The following is a 16,622-nucleotide window of genomic DNA, read 5'->3' on the forward strand; positions in this document are numbered from 1 at the left end:
GCTAAAACCGCTAACTCATAAGTGGGCACCTCGGTCCGCACATGGCAGTGGTGCATCTGGAATCCGTGCTCCCGCACATTCGACGGCAGTGACAAGGCCGTCATTCTTCCGGCGACGCTACGCGCGCCGAATCCCCGTTCCCAAACCGTCGGTTCGCCTGGCAGACCCGTCCGCGACGCACGCAGTGCGGAGTGGGTGCGGATGACAGCTTTGTCACTAAGGCGGAATGTGCGAAGGCACAGATTCCAGATGCACCACTACCCCCTCCAAGCCAGGGGACCCGCTTAAGAGCTTGCGGTTTGAGCTGTCTTCTTTGCCTACTTTCTTTGCAGCAGCAAAGAAAGTAGGTGCCGCCCCGCACAGGGGCAACGCTAATCGACCGATAACAAAGCAAGGAAAGGCCAACCCAGCCAGACCAACGACAAAACAGGCCCCCGCCAAGGCCCCTCCGTAATAAGAACTTCTCATGACTGTCACGCCGCAGTCACGCGCGCCTGGCCCAATACGGGCACCGCCACTCGACGCGTGAGCCATGGACCCCAATACGTCCGCGACTTCCCTGTTTCGTCAAACTGGCCCGAGCGTCGACCCCGTCGCGTTCAGGCCTGCCCCGGGTTCTACTCATCACGGCCTGCCGCTACCGACGACGCCGTCACTCGACGCCGACGCCGATCATCCCGACGACAACCACGCCGATCCGCACCGCTATCGCACGATCTGGCTCTCGGACATTCACCTCGGCTCGAGTGGCTGCCAGGCGGGCTATCTGCTCGACTTCCTGCGCCATAACGAATCGGAGTACCTGTACCTCGTCGGCGACATCATCGACGGCTGGCAGTTGAAGAAAGGCTGGTACTGGCCGCAGGCACACAACGACGTCGTGCAGAAAGTGCTGCGCAAGGCGCGCAAAGGCACCCAGGTCATCTATGTGCCCGGCAATCACGACGAAGCCGCACGTCAGTTCTGCGACCTCGCGTTCGGCGACATCCACGTGCGCGGCGAAGCGTTCCACACGACGCTCGCCGGCAAGCGGCTGTGGATCGTCCACGGCGATCTGTTCGACGGCGTGATTCAGCACGCGAAATGGCTCGCCTATCTCGGCGACACGCTCTACACGATGATCCTCGTGCTGAACCGCTGGTTCAACCGGATCCGCAGCAAGCTCGGCTTCCCGTACTGGTCGCTTTCGCAATATCTGAAGCATCAGGTCAAGAACGCGGTCAACTTCATCTCGTCGTTCGAACGCGTGATGACCGACGAAGCGCGTCGCCGCGGCTGCGACGGCGTCGTCTGCGGCCACATCCACAAGGCCGAGATGCGCGAGATCGACGGCGTGCTCTATTGCAACGATGGCGATTGGGTCGAGAGTCTGTCGGCGCTCGTCGAGACCTATGAAGGCGAACTCAAGGTGATCTTCTGGACCGCGCTTCGCGCGCCCCAGGCGGGCACGCAAAAAGCCCGCGCCACTGCCTGAGCACTTCCACTCTTCACAACCACCAGGGCCCGCAGCGATGAACAACGCGATGAAGATCATGATCGTCACCGACGCATGGGAGCCGCAGGTCAACGGCGTCGTGCGCACGCTGAAGAACACCCGGCGCGAGCTCACCGCGCTCGGTCATCAGGTCGATCTGCTGACACCGCTCGAATTCCGCACCATCCCGTGCCCGACGTATCCGGAGATTCGTCTGTCGCTGCTGCCGCGCCGCAAGCTGCGCGAGCGTATCGACCGTTTCGCGCCCGATGCGTTGCACATCGCGACCGAAGGACCGCTCGGCATGGCCGCGCGCGCGTATGCGCTGGAGCACAAGCTGCCGTTCACGACCGCTTATCACACGCGCTTTCCCGAGTACGTGCAGGCGCGTTTTCGCATCCCGCTCGCGGCCACCTACAAGTTTCTGCACTGGTTCCATAAGCCGTCGCTCGCGGTGATGGCGCCGACACCGGTCGTCAAGCAGGACCTCGAAAAGTTCGGCTTCACCAACGTCGTGCTGTGGACCCGCGGCGTCGATCTCGAGATCTTCCGTCCGATGGACTCGAAGGTGCTCAACACCGCGCGGCCGATCTTCCTGTACGTCGGCCGCGTGGCCGTCGAGAAAAACGTCGAGGCGTTCCTGCAGCTCGATCTGCCCGGCTCGAAATGGGTCGCGGGCGAAGGCCCGGCGCTCGCCGAGCTGAAGTCGCGCTATCCGCAGGTGAACTATCTGGGTGTGCTGTCGCAGGCCGAACTCGCGAAGGTCTATGCGGCCGCCGACGTCTTCGTGTTTCCGAGCCGCACCGACACGTTCGGGCTCGTGCTGCTCGAAGCGCTCGCATGCGGCACGCCGGTGGCCGCGTATCCGGTCACCGGCCCGATCGACGTGCTCGGTGACGGCGGCGCCGGTGCGATGCACGAGGATTTGCGCGAAGCCTGCCTCGAAGCATTGAAGATCGATCGCGCGCATGCGCGCGCGTGGGCCGAGCGCTTCTCGTGGGCGGCGGCGTCCGCGCAGTTCGCCACGCATCTGAAGCCGCTGCGCGGCACGGTGTATCGCGAGGAAGGCGCCGCCGCGTAATGCGGCACGCCCGGAGCTATCCATGCGAAGCAGTCGATCCAGCGTCGAAGGCGCGTCGAACGGCGCACTGCGCGCCGTCGAGTCCACTCGCGACACCACCAGCATCGAGCCGTTCGACGATGTTCGCGAGCCCCCTGTGCCCGAGCCTGCGCAGACCGTGCAACGAGTGAACGGCACCCACGCGAGCAACGGCGGCACGAATCTCGCGGGGGGCACGCAGCACAACGCCACCCACGACGCCCCCAACGAACCGCTCAGCCCGGACGACCCACTCGCCCCGCTGCCCTTCAACCCCTACAAAGGCAATCGCGGCCTGACTCGCGCATGGCACGCGATGAAAAACTCGCTGGCCGGCTTTCGCGTGGCGATTCGCGAGGAAAGCGCGTTTCGTCAGGAACTCACGCTCGCCGCGATCCTGATTCCGTGCGGCCTCGTCGTGCCTGTCGATCCGGTTTCGCGCGTGCTGCTGCTCGGCTCGGTGCTGCTCGTGCTGATCGTCGAGCTGCTCAATTCGAGTGTCGAAGCGGCGATCGACCGCATCTCGCTCGAGCGTCACGAGCTCTCGCGCCGCGCGAAAGATCTAGGCAGCGCGGCCGTGATGGTCGCGCTCGGCATGTGTCTGATGACGTGGGGCGTGATCGTCGGGCCGCTGGTGGTCGGCTGGATTCGCGCGTGGCTTTGAGTTTCGATGCGAACTGAAGCGCCCCGCAGCAGCGCTCGCTTTGTCATGTCCCAGAGAATGGAAATCCGCGTAGGCGGTTGGGTATTAGAACGCTCGGTTTATAATCGTCCGATGGTCTCACAGGAAAGCGCCAACGCACTCGCTACAACGCGTGGCTCATCCTGTCCTTTCGGGGGGCCCGCCGCGCGGCGGCGGGTTTGGGAGCGCTCAATATACCAACCGCATCCGGGTGGAACACGCAGCAGCGGCACGCCGCCACGCGCGCAGCCCGGCATAACCAGGGCCGGACGACATGGAAGCCAAACCTCCCCGCCGCACGCGCGAACGGATTCTCGAACTGTCGTTGAAGCTGTTCAACGAAATCGGCGAGCCGAACGTCACGACGACGACCATCGCCGAGGAAATGGAAATCAGTCCAGGCAACCTGTACTACCACTTCCGCAACAAAGACGACATCATCAACAGCATCTTCAGCCAGTTCGAGCAGGAGATCGAGAAGCGTCTGCGTTTCCCCGACGACCATCGCGCGACCATCGACGAAATGTGGTCGTACCTGCAGTACATGGTCGATTTCACGTGGCGCTACCGTTTCCTGTACCGCGACCTGAACGACCTGCTCGCGCGCAACCGTACGCTCGAAACGCACTTCAAGCAGATCATCAGCCACAAGGTGCGCTTCGCGAGCCAGTTCTGCGAGCAGCTCGTCGCCGACGGCGAAATGGTCGTGACGCCGCAAGAGATGCAGGTGATCGCGACCAACGTCGGCGTGATCGGCACGTACTGGCTGTCGTATCAGTTCGTGATGAATCCGCGCAAATACAACGAGCAGGAAGCGATCCGCGCGGAGCTGCATCAGGTCAGCGTGCAGATCGTGTCGCTGATGGCGCCCTACCTGCGCGGCCGCTCGCGGCAGCTGTTCGACGACCTCGTATCGGGCAAGCTGCCCAAGCGCGAGTTCTACGACTACCTGCCGCCCCGTGAAGGCGCCGCCCCTCGCAACGAATCGAAGGACAGTTGAGCATGAAGTCGGTGTGTGTGTATTGCGGCTCGTCGATGGGAGCCAAACCGTTGTATGCGCAGGCGGCGCGCGCCTTCGGCCGTGCGCTCGTCGAAGCGGATCTCGCGCTCGTCTACGGCGGCGGCAAGGTGGGGCTGATGGGTGTGATCGCCGATACCGTGATGGCCGAAGGCGGCCGCGCGATCGGCGTGATTCCCGAGTTGCTCGTCAGCAAGGAAGTGGGCCATAACGGCTTGACCGAGCTGCACGTGGTGCCCGACATGCATGAGCGCAAGAAGATGATGGCCGAGCTGTCCGACGCGTTCGTCGCGATGCCGGGCGGCGCAGGCACGCTCGAGGAGCTATTCGAGGTCTTCACGTGGGCGCAGCTGGGCTACCACGGCAAGCCGGTCGCACTCCTGAACACCGGCGACTTCTACGAGCCGCTGATCCGCCTGCTCCAGCACACGGTCGACGAAGGCTTCATGAGCAAGACCTATCTCGACATGCTGCAAATCGACGCCGATCCGCTCGCTCTGATCGGCAAGCTGCGTCGCTATGCGCCGCCCAAGCGTGACAAGTGGACCCCGGTGCAAAGCGACGCGCTCTGAACCCCGGCGCGAACCCGCGCGACGCGCGCCACGCGCGTTTCCCGAACCTTGAGGATGCGATGACGAAAGCTGTTCTGATCACCGGCGGCAGCCGCGGCATCGGCCGCGCCACCGCGCGACTGCTTGGCGCGCGCGGCTGGTGCGTCGGCGTGAACTACGTGCGCGATCTCGCCGCCGCGCAGCAGACGGTTGCCGAGGTCGAACACGCGGGCGGCCGCGCGATACCGATCGCCGGCGATGTCGCGAACGAAGCCGACGTGATCGGCATGTTCGATACGCTGCAGCAAACCTTTGGTCGTCTCGACGCGCTCGTCAACAACGCCGGCATCGTCGCGCCGTCGAGCCAGCTTGCCGACATGGACTTCGCGCGTCTGAAGCGCCTGTTCGACGTCAACGTCCTCGGCGCCTATCTGTGCGCACGCGAAGCGGCGCGGCGCATGTCGACCCAGCGCGGCGGCGCGGGCGGCGCGATCGTCAATGTTTCGTCGGCGGCGGCACGGCTCGGCTCGCCGAACGAATACGTCGACTATGCGGGCTCGAAAGGCGCCATCGACACGATGACGCTCGGCCTCGCGAAAGAACTCGGCCCGCAGGGCGTGCGCGTGAACGCCGTGCGTCCGGGCCTCATCGACACCGAGATCCATGCGAGCGGCGGCAAGCCCGAGCGCGCCGCGCAACTGGGCGCGACCACGCCGCTCGGCCGCCCCGGCCGCGCGGACGAAGTCGCCGAGGCGATCGTGTGGCTGCTTGACGACGCGGCCTCGTACGTGACCGGCGCGCTGTTCGACGTCACGGGCGGCCGCTGAGCGAACGCCGCGGGCGAACGCGACGCAAGCCTCGAACCCAAAGCGCGGTCCGCTACGGCCGCGCCTTTATCACCGCTATTCCCCCTCCTCCCCCTCCTCTCCCTCTACGAATTGCCGTCGCTATGTCGGGAAACCGACACAGCCGCGCATCGAATTCGCACGCGCCGCCTCGCCTGTAATCTTCGGTAATAATGCGACGCTACAATCGACAACATCGAATGCGTTTGCAATGCAAAACATAAGTACGAGGCCAACGCCGCCGCGTACGCTGACCAGAGACTTCCATGCAAGACAAGCAGTCCAAGCGCTGGCGCGCGCACCCTGCCAGCGCGACGGCCTCGGGCTCGGCCGCACCCGCGGGCGGCGCACATGAGGCCGCGCTGTCCGCCAGCACCGCGCACCCATTTGCCGGCGCGCAACACCAGCCGACACCCGAAGCCCCGTCGATGCACAGCGCCGACACCGCGCACGCACCGGGCTCCACCGGTTCCGCCGACCGTGCCACGCGCGGCCTGCAGCGCTGGCGCGCGCTCGCGGCAACCCGTCCGCTGCTGTGGCTCGTCGCGCTGGCGATCCTGTGCGCGTGGCTGATCCCCGGCATTCTCGGCCACGAGCCGTGGAAGCAGGACGAAACCTACACGTTCGGCATCGTCCAGCACATGCTCGATACCGGCGATCTCGTCGTGCCGACCAACGCCGGCCAGCCGTTCGTCGAAAAGCCGCCGCTCTACGACTGGGTCGCCGCCGGCCTCGCCTGGATGTTTGGCCGCTATCTGCCGCTGCACGATGCAGCGCGGCTCGCGAGCGCGCTATTCGCGGGCCTGACGGTCTACTACACCGCGCGCGTCGCCCGTCGCGCGGTCGCTGCGTCGAACTGGTTCGACCTGCGCGTGATCGGCTCGCTCGCGCTGTTCGCCGGCACACTCGTCGTCGTCAAGCACGTGCACGACATGATGACCGACGTCGCCCTGATGGCGGGCGCCGCACTCGGCTTCTGCGGACTGTTCGAACTCGTGCTCGTGCATCTGCGCGACGACCCGCGCGCCGCCTCGTATTTCTCCATGCACGCGCAAGCCGCATCTCAGAGCGCCCCGCTCGATGGCCGCGAGCGCCGTCACGCAATCCTCAGCGGCGCGACGATGTTCGGCGCGGGCGTCGGCGTCTCGCTGCTCGCGAAGGGACTGTTCGTGCCGCTCGTGTTCGGCGCGACCACCTGCGCGGCGCTGCTGCTCTATCCCGCCTGCCGCAGCCGCGGCTTCGTGGGCGCGCTCGGCCTCGCCGCGCTCGTCTGCGCGCCGCTCGCGCTGATCTGGCCGATCTGCTTCTATCTGCGCTCCGAGGCGCTCTTCAAGGTGTGGCTGTGGGATAACAACGTCGGCCGATTCTTCGGCTTTTCGGTTGCCGAGCTCGGCTCCGAAAACGAGAGTCGTCTGTTCGTGCTGCGCACCGTGCTGAGCGTCGGCTTTCCGGTCGTGCCGCTCGCACTGGCCGCGCTCGTCGGTGGCGCATGGCGGCGCTGGCGCGATCCGCGTGTCGCGTTGCCGCTGCTGTTCGCGGGCATCGGTTTCGCGGTGCTGCAAAGCTCGGCGACCGTCCGCGAGCTGTACATCCTGCCGTTCATCGCGCCGCTCGCGCTCCTCGCGATGCAGGGCGTCGAGCGCTTGCCGGCGCGCCTGCATACCGGCTGGGACATGACGAGCCGCGTGCTGTTCGGCAGCGCGGCCGCGCTCGTCTGGATCATCTGGTCGGTCATGACGAGCCCGGCGAGCACGCATGCGTCGCTGCATCTGCTCGGCCGCTGGCTGCCGCTCGACTGGGTACTGCCGATCGAGCCCGTGCTGGTCGTCGGCGCCCTGCTGCTGACGATCGGCTGGCTGTGGCTGCTGCCGTCGTTCAAGTACGCGGGCAAATGGCGCGGCGCGCTCAGCTGGTGCGCGGGCGCGATGCTCGTGTGGGGACTCGTCAGCACGCTGCTGCTGCCGTGGCTCGACTACGCGAAAAGCTATCGCTCGGTGTTTGCGGACCTCGGCGCGAAGATGGATATCGAATGGAACGACGGCGACTGCATGGCGAGCGCCGGTCTCGGCGAATCCGAAGCACCGATGCTCTACTACTACACCCACATCGAGCATCAGCCGAGCGAAGATCCGCGCACGACCGCCTGCACGTGGCTGATCGAGGAAAGCCGGCGCGACAACGCGCGGCCGCCGGCCGGCGAATGGCAGCTGTTCTGGTCCGGCGCGCGGCCGGGCGATTCGGATGAACTGTTGCGCGTGTTCGTGCGCACCCCGGTAGCGGCCAACGCGCACGGTGACGACTAGCGCCGCGCAATCCGTCGCGCCGGCCGTGTGCCTCGCGCACGGACCGCGCGTTGATTCAGAACGACGAACCGGGCTCGCGTAGAAACGCGATCTCCTCGTCGCTCGATTCGCGCCCGAGCCACGCGTTGCGATGGGGAAAGCGTCCAAACCGCTCGATCACTTTCGCGTGGCGCAGCGCGTGCTGGTAGTAGCCGTCGCCGTCCGGCTCCGCCGCGAGCTGTTTGAACAGACGCAGCGACTCCTGCTGGCTCGCGAGCGTTTCATCGTGCTCGAACGGCAGATACGCGAACGCGCGATGCTGCGTGCCCGGCAACAAACGATCGGCACCACTCGCGATCATCCGTTGCGCGGTATCGAGCGCCTTGCTGTCTGCCGCGAAGGCGCGCGCGGTATGGCGATGACAGTTGCGCGAGAATTGATCGAGCACGATGACGAGCGCCAGCGCGCCCAATGGCGAGGCCTGCCATGCGTCGAGCGCACCCGCGTTCGCCGCCTCGATCAGGTCGCCAAAACGCTCGCGCAGCATCGCATCGACCGCGTCGCTGCGCTTGAACCAGAGCTTGCGCTCCTGGCCGTACTCCGGCGAGTCCGGCGCGCCGAACCAGCAGTCGAGCACTTCCCGCGCCCGCGGCGCGAGCGCCGCGTAGTCGGCATCGACCGAGTACGGTGTCGGTGCGGCCTGCCGCGGCGTGTCAGCCATTGCGGTTGCGCATCCAGTCCGCGGTTTCGAAGAACGAGCCGAGTAGACGCTCGCGCAGCGGCTCCGGCAAGCCGACATCCTCCATCGCCCACGCCATGCATCGCAACCACTGGTCACGCTCGCCCGACGCGATCGCGAACGGCAGATGCCGCGCACGCAGACGCGGATGGCCGAAGCGGCTGATGTAATGATCGGGGCCGCCGAGCCAGCCGCACAGGAACCAGAACAGCTTGTCGCGCGAACCATCGAGCGAGGCCGGATGCAGCGTGCGAATCCCGGCGAAATCCGCCTCGAGATCCATCAGGTCGTAAAACCGGTCGACCAGTTCGCGCACGCGCGCCTCGCCGCCCACCAGTTCGAAGGCCGTCGGTTGGTCCGGGGACACTTCGTCGTTCAAATCGCTCATACCCTGCTCAACAGCAAAAAAACCATCACAAAGAAAACTCACGCGTCGCGCAGCGATTGCAGCGCCGGCCGCGCCAGCACGTGCCGCAGACTCAGCCACCCGCCGACACCCGCGCACGCGACCCCAGCGACAATGCCCGCCGGCAGCACCCACGGATCGAAGTCCAGATAGAACTCGAACACGTGCGTGGCCAGCAGCGAGCCGACGATCTGCGCGCCGAGTGCCGCCATCAAGCCCGCGAGCGCGCCCACCGCGACGAATTCGGCCACCTGCACCGCCCGCACCTGACGATGCGATGCGCCCAACGCGCGCAGCAGCGCGGATTCTCGCATACGCTCGTCGCGCGAGCCGGCGAGCGCCGCGTACAGCACCAGCACGCCGGCCGCGAGCGTGAACGCGAACAGGAACTGCACCGCGCCGATCACCTGCTGCAGGACACGCTGAACCTGCGCGAGGATCGGGCCGGTATCGATCGCGGTGAGATTCGGATACGCAGCGATCAGGCCGTCGATCGTCGACTGTTTGTCCTGCGGCAAGTGGAAGCTCGTAATGAACGTCGCCGGGAAATCCTGCAACGCGGCGGGCGGCATCAGCACGAAGAAGTTGACCTTGAACGAACCCCAGTCGAGCTTGCGCACGCTCGTGACCGGTGCATCGACCGTGAGGCCCGTCACGTCGAAGCGCAGCACGTCGCCGGGCTTCACCTTGATCAGCTTCGCGAGTCCCTGCTCGATCGAGATCTGCGGCTTGGTCGTGTCGCCGAACCAGCTGCCCGCGGCGATCCGGTTGTCGTCGGGTAGCTGCGTCGTGTACGACAGGTTGAACTCGCGGTCCACCAGACGACGCGCGTCCTCGCCCTTGAACGAGTCCGGGTCGACCGTCTTGCCGTTGATCGCGACGAGCCGCCCGCGCACCATCGGCGACAGCGCCGCGCCGGCGATGCCGTGCGCGTCCAGATACTGCGTGACCGCGTCGCGCTGATCGGGCTGGATGTCGATGATGAACTGGTTGGGCGCATCGGGCGGTGTCGATTTGCGCCAGCCCTGCACCAGGTCGTTGCGTGTCATCGCGATCAGCAGCAGGCACATCAGGCCGATGCCGAGCGCGGTGATCTGCAGCGCGCTGGTACTGCTCCTCCGCTCCAGCGACGCCAGCGCGTAACGCCAGCCGATGCTCGCATTGACGCGCTCGCTGCGCACGACGCGCGCCGCGCCCCACAACGCGAGCCGCGCGACGCCGGCGAACACCAGCAGCCCGCCCGCGAAACCGCCCGCAACGATGCCGCCGAGCTTCAATTCCCCCGCGGCGAGAATCAGCAGCCCCGCGAACAGCGCGATGCCGAACGCGTAGGCGGCCCACGCGGTGCGCCCCGCCTCGCCCCATTCACGCCGCAGCACGCGCACCGGCGGCACGCGGGTCAGCGGCAACAGCGGCGGCAGCGCGAAGCCGAGCAGCAACACGAGGCCGGCCGCAATACCTTCGAGCGCGGGCCACGGCGTCGGCTGCGGCAGCACCACGTCGATCAGGCCGCCGAGCCATGTCAGCAGCGCGAGATGCCCGAGATAACCGAGTGCCACCCCGAGCACGCCGCCCACCACGCCGAGTCCGACGAATTCGAGCGTGAACAGCGCACGCAGCGTGGCCTGGCTCACGCCGAGACAGCGCATCGCCGCGCAGCCGTCGAGATGCCGGCGCATGTAGCGATGCGCGGCCATCGCGATCGCGACCGCCGCGAGCAGCGCCGTCAGCAGCGAGACGAGCGTCAGGAAATGGCCCGCGCGATCGAGCGTCTGGCGCACCTGCGGCTGGCCGTCGTGCAGCGACTCGAGCGCGACCCCGCGCATCTTGCCGCCGTCGACGTGCTCATGCGCGAACTGCGCGAAGCGCGCGACCGCATCGTCGGAACCGGCCACCAGCAGCCGGTAGGTGACCCGGCTGCCGTACGTGATCAGGCCGGTCGACGGTACGTCAGCGGCGTTCAGCATCAGGCGCGGGGAAAAGTTGACGAACGAGAAGCCGCGGTCGAGCTCGCGCGTGATCAGCGCGCCGACCGTGAAATCGCGATTCCCGACCTTCACCGCATCGCCGATCTTCAGCTTCAGCGCGTCGAGCAGTTCCTCATCGACCCACACGGTCCCCGGCGGCGGAATCGAGGTCGTCGGATGATCGGCCGCGCCTGCTGCCGGCGCGATCCGCAACGCGCCGCGTAGCGGGTAGTCGGACGACACCGCCTTGACGGCGGCGAGGCGCGACGCCGGCTGCGCGCCGGTCGAATTGATCATGCTGGGGAAGATCGCCGTGGTGGCGGTGCGCAGGCCGAGTCTGTGCGCCTCGGCGGCGAATTGCGGATCGACCGGATGATCGGCGCGCACGATGAAGTCGGCGGCGATCATGCGCCGTGCATCGCGCTCGAGCCCCTGATGCAGGCGATCGGCCAGAAACCCGACGCTCGACAACGCCGCGACCGCCAGCACGAGCGCGAGCAGCAGCATCGTCAACTCGCCCGCGCGCCAATCGCGTGCCGTCATCCGCACGGCCTGGCGTAACAGGTCGATGCCCCCGAACCGACGCGCAGGCCGTGTGTCGGCACGCGCCTTGGTACCCGCCTTGGATCCTGGTAGTGCTTCGCTCAATCGTGCCTGCTCCTCGCAAATCGCGACACCATGTGCGTGGCCATGCCGCGAAACCCGCCCTGCACGCCACGCCACAATCGCGGCAATGCCCACGCCGCGAGCAGCAGGAAGCCTACCATCAAGACCAGAAACGCGAGCGGCACGAACAGCGCGAGCAGCACGCCGCCGAACACGAGGCCGTCCTCGGCGGTCGACGTGACGACGTTCGACACCGGCTCCGGTGACAGATTGATCAGCGCGCGCGTGCCCGCCTTCGCGAGATGCGCGGTGCCGGCGAGCGTGCCGCCCGCGAGCGCGGCGACCGTCAGCAGCGCCGGATCGGCGTGGCCGAGCGCACCGGCCGCCAGCACGGCGCCGGCCGGAATGCGGATGAAAGTGTGGATCGCGTCCCACAACGAATCGAACGCGGGAACCTTGTCGGCAAGGAATTCGGCGAGCGTCAGCACGGCCGCCGCGCCGATCACCCATGGCGAAGACAGCGCGGACAACGTGTTCGGCAAATGAATCAGGCCTAGACGTTCGAACACGCCGGCCAGCAGGACCGTCAGATAGAGGCGCAGACCGCTGCCCCATGAGAGGCCTGCAGCAAGCGAAAGTGATTCAAGCATGGCCGCCTCCACGCGCTTTGAGCGTGCCGGACGGCGCGGCGGGAACCAGCGGATGTCCCGCGCCGAAGCCGTCAGACTCGCCAGCCAGGCCGCGCCAGCCAGGCCGGGGGCAATCTCAGGGTCGTTTCTGTCTCATTATAGCCACCATAATTCGCAGAACGTCGAGCGGCGAAGCCTCACTGTGGCGCGCCTGCCATGGCCGCGACGTCCCGGCTGGAGGCAACTGCCGGGTCAGTGCCCCGACGACAGCTTCAGCCCGACGAGCCCGATCACGATCAGCGACGCGCTGGCGACGCGCGCGAGCGTCAACGCCTCGCCCATCATCACGACGCCGAAGATGAACGCGCCGACCGCGCCGATCCCGGTCCAGACCGCGTAGGCGGTGCCGAGCGGCAGCTGGCGCATCGCGAGCGCGAGCAGCACGAAGCTGCCGAGCGCGGTCACGACCGTGAAGACGGACGGCCAGAAACGGGTGAAACTTTCGGAAGTTTTGAGACCGGCCGCCCATGCGACTTCGAGCAAACCGGCAATCAATAGAAGAAACCAGGACATCGAAACAGCTCCATGAGAAATGGGGCCGTCCCCGATGATCGATAGAAGCGTAAGGTCGTCCTTACCTCTGGTGATTATAAACGAGCGACATCGTGGTCCCGCTCACGCCGCGCCCACCAGCCGATACCCGACCCCGGTCTCCGTGACGATATGCTCCGGCTGCGCCGGATCGCGCTCGAGCTTGCCGCGCAAATGCGCCATGTAGATGCGCAGATAGTGGTGGCTCTCGACATGCGACGGCCCCCACACGTCACGCAGCAGTTGCCGGTGCGTGAGCACGCGGCCGGCGTGGCGCACGAGCGTCGCGAGCAGCCGGTATTCGATCGGCGTCAGATGAACCGTGGCGCCGTCGCGCGTGACCTGGCGCAGCGCGAGGTCGACGGTGACCGCGCCGAAGCGCACCTGCGGCGATTCGTTCGCGCCGCCATGATTGCGCCGGCGCAGATGCGCGCGGATCCGCGCGAGCAGCTCGGACACGCCGAACGGCTTGGTCAGATAGTCGTCGGCGCCGGCGTCGAGCGCGGCGACCTTTTCGCTTTCCTGAGTGCGCGCGGACAGTACGATGATCGGCAGCTCGCTCCAGCCGCGCAGCTCGCGGATCACCTCGAGGCCGTCGGTGTCGGGCAGGCCGAGATCGACGATCACGAGGTCGGGCTTGCGCGTCGCCGCTTCGACGAGGCCCTGCTTGCCGGTCTCGGCGTCGTAGACGGCGATGCCCTCGGCTTCGAGCGCCGTGCGCACGAAGCGGCGAATCTGCTTTTCGTCTTCGATCAGAACGACGTTGATGCTCAGGTCACTCATGGTTCGGTCGGGTGAGCGGGTTGAGGTCGGCGGTGTCGGCGCCGCTATCCGTGACGGCGCCTTCGTCTTCGAGGGTGTCGGGTGCGTCGGGCGGCGTCTTGACCGGCAGCGTGAACCAGAAGCGCGCGCCTTCGACGTGGCCATCCGCGGCAAGCCGGTTGAGCGCGCCGATTGTACCGCCGTGCGCCTCGACGATCGCGCGACAGATCGCAAGCCCAAGGCCGATGCCCGGCTTGGCCGACTCCTTCTCGCCGCGCGTGAACTTCTCGAACACGCGCGCTTCCATGCCGGCGGGCAGGCCGGGGCCGTTGTCATCGATCGTGATGCGCACGAACGACGCGCCGTCCGCGTCGATCTGCTGCGCGCCGATGGCGAGCGGCGTGCCCGCCGCGGTGTATTTGGCCGCGTTTTCGAACAGGTTCGAAAAGAGCCGCTCCATCAGCACCGCGTCGAGGTGCAGCAGCGGCAGATCGGCCGGCAGCGCGACCCGCACCGGATGGTCCGCGAGCACCCGCTTGCAGGCGCGCAGCGCGGCGCCGACGGTCTCCTCGAGCAGCGTCCATTGCTGGTTCAGTTGCAGGCTGCCGGCCTGCAAGCGCGCCATGTCGAGCAGATTCGTGACGATGCCGGTCATGCGCAGCGCCTCTTCGTGAATCGCGTCGACGAGTTCGTCGCTGCGAAGCGCGGCCGATGGCGCCTGGCTCTGCGAAGCGTTCGCCTCGCCTTCGGCCGCTCGCCCTGGCCGCCCCTGCGCGAGCATCGACGAAAACCCGACGATGGTCGTCAGCGGCGTGCGCAGATCGTGCGAAATCGCCGACAAAAGCGAATTGCGCAGCCGTTCCGACTCCATGTTGACCAGCGCATCGCGCGCGATATCGACGTAGTGGACGCGCTCGAGCGCGAGCGCGATCTGCGCGGCGAACGCATCGAGCATGCGCCGCTGCTCGGGCACGGTCAGCTCGCGCTCGTCGCGCACCACCACCGCGAGCACGCCGCGCGTGCGCATCGGCGCCTTCAGCGGCAGATAGAGCGCCGCGGCCGCCGGCAACGTGTCGGTGCCGTGGCCGGCCGGCTTCTGCTGATCGTAGACCCACTGGCCGACGTCGAGATCGAGTGCGTCGCCTTCGAGCGTGATCGCCGCGTCGGGGTCCTCGATCTTCTGTTTGACCTGATCGACGCTGTCGGGCAGCAGGATCGCGACGCGCGCGCCGAACACTTCGCTCACGTGCCGGCTGCCGATGCCGACGATCTGCTCGGTCGCGAGCGCCGCGGCGAGCTCGCGCGCCATTTCGTACATTGCGCCGATGCGCTGCTCGCGGCGTCGCGCGACGCTCGCCTCGCGGCGCAAGCTCGACGTCAGATGGCTGATCACCAGCGAGGTCAGCAGCATGCCGAAGAACGTCAGCAGGTACTGCGTATCGGAGACCGACAGCGACATGCGCGGCGGCACGAAGAAGAAATCGAACGCGGCGACGCTCGCGAACGACAGCACGACACCGGGCCCGCGTCCGAGCCTCACCGCGGTGAAGATGACGCCGAGCAGATACAGCATCACGAGGTTGGTCAGATCGATCCGGTCGATCAACTGGCTCGACAGCAACGTGATGGCCGTGCCGATCAAGAGCGCGAGCCCATACGCGCGCGGCGGCGAACGACGCTCGCGGGCCGCGCTCAATGCCTCGCGCCACGCGTTCGCGGTCGTGTTCAACAGACGCCGCTGCTCGCCGCCATCGCGCTCCGACGACACGCGAATCAGCGTGAGATCGAGATCGCCGCTTTTCTCGGCGATGCGCTCGCCAAGCGGCCGACGCAGCCAGCGGCTGAGACCCGTGCGCGACGATGCGCCCGCGACCAGCTTCGAGACGTTGCGCGCCTGGGCGTAACCGATCAGCGTGTCGAGCGCGTCGGTGGCGGCGAGCGTCGCGGTTTCGGCGCCGAGCTCGGCGGCAAGCTTCAGCGCGTTCAGGGTGCGTTCGCGGCGCGCGTCGGGTAGCCGCTGCAACGCGGGCGTTTCGACATAGACGGCGAGCCAGTCGGCCTTCAGGCTCGCGGCGAGGCGCGCCGCCGAGCGCACCAGCGCCGGCGCTTCGGGACCGGGGCCGACGCACACCAGCAGCCGCTCGCGCGCCTGCCAGATACGCTGGATCGAACGATCGGCGCGGTACTCGCGCATCTGCGCGTCGACGCGATCGGCGGTGCGGCGCAGCGCCAGCTCGCGCAGCGCGATCAGGTTGCCCTTGCGAAAGAAGTTGCGCACCGCGCGCTCGGCCTGCTGCGCCATGTACACCTTGCCGTCGCGCATGCGGTCGAGCAGTTCCTCGGCCGGCAGATCGACGAGCGTCACTTCGTCGGCATGATCGAACACGCGATCGGGCACCGTCTCCCACACGCGGATGCCGGTGATCTGGCCGACCACGTCGTTCAGGCTCTCCAGGTGCTGCACGTTGACGGTCGTATACACGTCGATGCCCGCGTCGAGCAGTTCGTAGACGTCCTGCCAGCGCTTCAGATGGCGCGCGCCCTGCACGTTCGAATGCGCGAGTTCGTCGACGAGAATCAGTTGCGGCTTGCGCGCGAGCGCGGCGTCGAGATCGAACTCGCCGAGCTTGCGGCCGCGATACTCGATATGCGCGAGCGGCAGCACCTCGAGCCCCTCGAGCAGCGCGGCGGTTTCGCTGCGCCCGTGCGTTTCGGCGATGCCGACCAGCACGTCGACGCCCTCTTCCTTGCGGCGGCGCGCGGCCTGCAACATTGCGTAGGTCTTGCCGACGCCGGCCGACGCGCCGAAGAAAATCTTCAGCCTGCCGCGCTGGCGTTTTTCTTCGTCGCGTTGCAGCTTGTCGAGCAGTTCGTCAGGATCGGGGCGGTTCATGCTCAGTGGATTTGATCGTCGTGCGAGCGGCGGTGTCTGCATGGTGGCACGGCCCGCGCCGACCCGCAAATGGCGGCG

The 16,622-nt window shown here is 67.0% G+C and carries 14 protein-coding genes; 7 read left to right on the forward strand and 7 right to left on the reverse strand.

Features of this window, described 5'->3' with window-relative positions; translation table 11 throughout:
- Positions 1-532: 532 nt before the first annotated feature.
- The 7 genes from CI15_RS08575 to CI15_RS08605 all read left to right on the forward strand — a co-directional run bounded on the left by CI15_RS08575 (position 533) and on the right by CI15_RS08605 (position 7,972).
- Complete coding sequence (locus CI15_RS08575) at positions 533-1,474, forward strand: UDP-2,3-diacylglucosamine diphosphatase (protein ID WP_062126347.1); 942 nt, start codon at positions 533-535, stop codon at positions 1,472-1,474.
- Positions 1,475-1,523: 49 nt separating this feature from the next.
- Complete coding sequence (locus CI15_RS08580) at positions 1,524-2,555, forward strand: glycosyltransferase family 4 protein (RefSeq protein WP_062127157.1); 1,032 nt, start codon at positions 1,524-1,526, stop codon at positions 2,553-2,555.
- A gap of 22 nt (positions 2,556-2,577) precedes the next feature.
- Complete coding sequence (locus CI15_RS08585; RefSeq protein WP_075643678.1) at positions 2,578-3,237, forward strand: diacylglycerol kinase; 660 nt, start codon at positions 2,578-2,580, stop codon at positions 3,235-3,237.
- Between the two features lie 292 nt (positions 3,238-3,529).
- Entirely contained in the window at positions 3,530-4,255 is a 726-nt protein-coding gene (locus tag CI15_RS08590; RefSeq protein WP_062126350.1) for a TetR/AcrR family transcriptional regulator, read from the forward strand.
- Between the two features lie 2 nt (positions 4,256-4,257).
- On the forward strand, positions 4,258-4,845 hold the full coding sequence (locus CI15_RS08595; protein WP_062126353.1) for an LOG family protein: 588 nt from the start codon (positions 4,258-4,260) through the stop codon (positions 4,843-4,845).
- A gap of 59 nt (positions 4,846-4,904) precedes the next feature.
- Positions 4,905-5,651 carry an SDR family oxidoreductase gene (locus tag CI15_RS08600; protein ID WP_062126355.1) on the forward strand — a complete coding sequence of 249 codons (747 nt, stop codon included), beginning with the start codon at positions 4,905-4,907 and terminating at the stop codon, positions 5,649-5,651.
- Positions 5,652-5,935: 284 nt separating this feature from the next.
- On the forward strand, positions 5,936-7,972 hold the full coding sequence (locus CI15_RS08605; RefSeq protein ID WP_062126357.1) for an ArnT family glycosyltransferase: 2,037 nt from the start codon (positions 5,936-5,938) through the stop codon (positions 7,970-7,972).
- A gap of 55 nt (positions 7,973-8,027) precedes the next feature.
- On the opposite strand, the gene CI15_RS08610 is transcribed toward CI15_RS08605, so the two are convergent.
- From CI15_RS08610 to CI15_RS08640, 7 genes are all read right to left on the reverse strand, one after another.
- Positions 8,028-8,672: a DUF924 family protein gene (locus CI15_RS08610; protein ID WP_062126360.1), complete on the reverse strand. Its 645-nt coding sequence runs from the start codon at positions 8,670-8,672 to the stop codon at positions 8,028-8,030.
- Entirely contained in the window at positions 8,665-9,078 is a 414-nt protein-coding gene (locus CI15_RS08615) for a group II truncated hemoglobin (RefSeq protein ID WP_062126363.1), read from the reverse strand. Before CI15_RS08615 ends, CI15_RS08610 begins: the two co-directional genes overlap by 8 nt.
- Before the next feature lie 38 nt (positions 9,079-9,116).
- On the reverse strand, positions 9,117-11,606 hold the full coding sequence (locus CI15_RS08620) for an ABC transporter permease (protein ID WP_153041087.1): 2,490 nt from the start codon (positions 11,604-11,606) through the stop codon (positions 9,117-9,119).
- Positions 11,607-11,707: 101 nt separating this feature from the next.
- Positions 11,708-12,319: a DUF4126 domain-containing protein gene (locus CI15_RS08625; RefSeq protein ID WP_062126369.1), complete on the reverse strand. Its 612-nt coding sequence runs from the start codon at positions 12,317-12,319 to the stop codon at positions 11,708-11,710.
- Between the two features lie 231 nt (positions 12,320-12,550).
- On the reverse strand, positions 12,551-12,871 hold the full coding sequence (gene sugE / locus CI15_RS08630; protein WP_062126372.1) for a quaternary ammonium compound efflux SMR transporter SugE: 321 nt from the start codon (positions 12,869-12,871) through the stop codon (positions 12,551-12,553).
- Positions 12,872-12,973: 102 nt separating this feature from the next.
- Entirely contained in the window at positions 12,974-13,672 is a 699-nt protein-coding gene (gene kdpE / locus CI15_RS08635; RefSeq protein ID WP_062126375.1) for a two-component system response regulator KdpE, read from the reverse strand.
- Positions 13,665-16,544, reverse strand: a complete 2,880-nt coding sequence (locus CI15_RS08640) for a DUF4118 domain-containing protein (protein ID WP_062126378.1) — start codon at positions 16,542-16,544, stop codon at positions 13,665-13,667. Before CI15_RS08640 ends, kdpE begins: the two co-directional genes overlap by 8 nt.
- Positions 16,545-16,622: the final 78 nt, after the last annotated feature.

The organism is Paraburkholderia monticola, from assembly GCF_001580545.1.
Taxonomy (GTDB): Bacteria; Pseudomonadota; Gammaproteobacteria; order Burkholderiales; family Burkholderiaceae; genus Paraburkholderia; species Paraburkholderia monticola.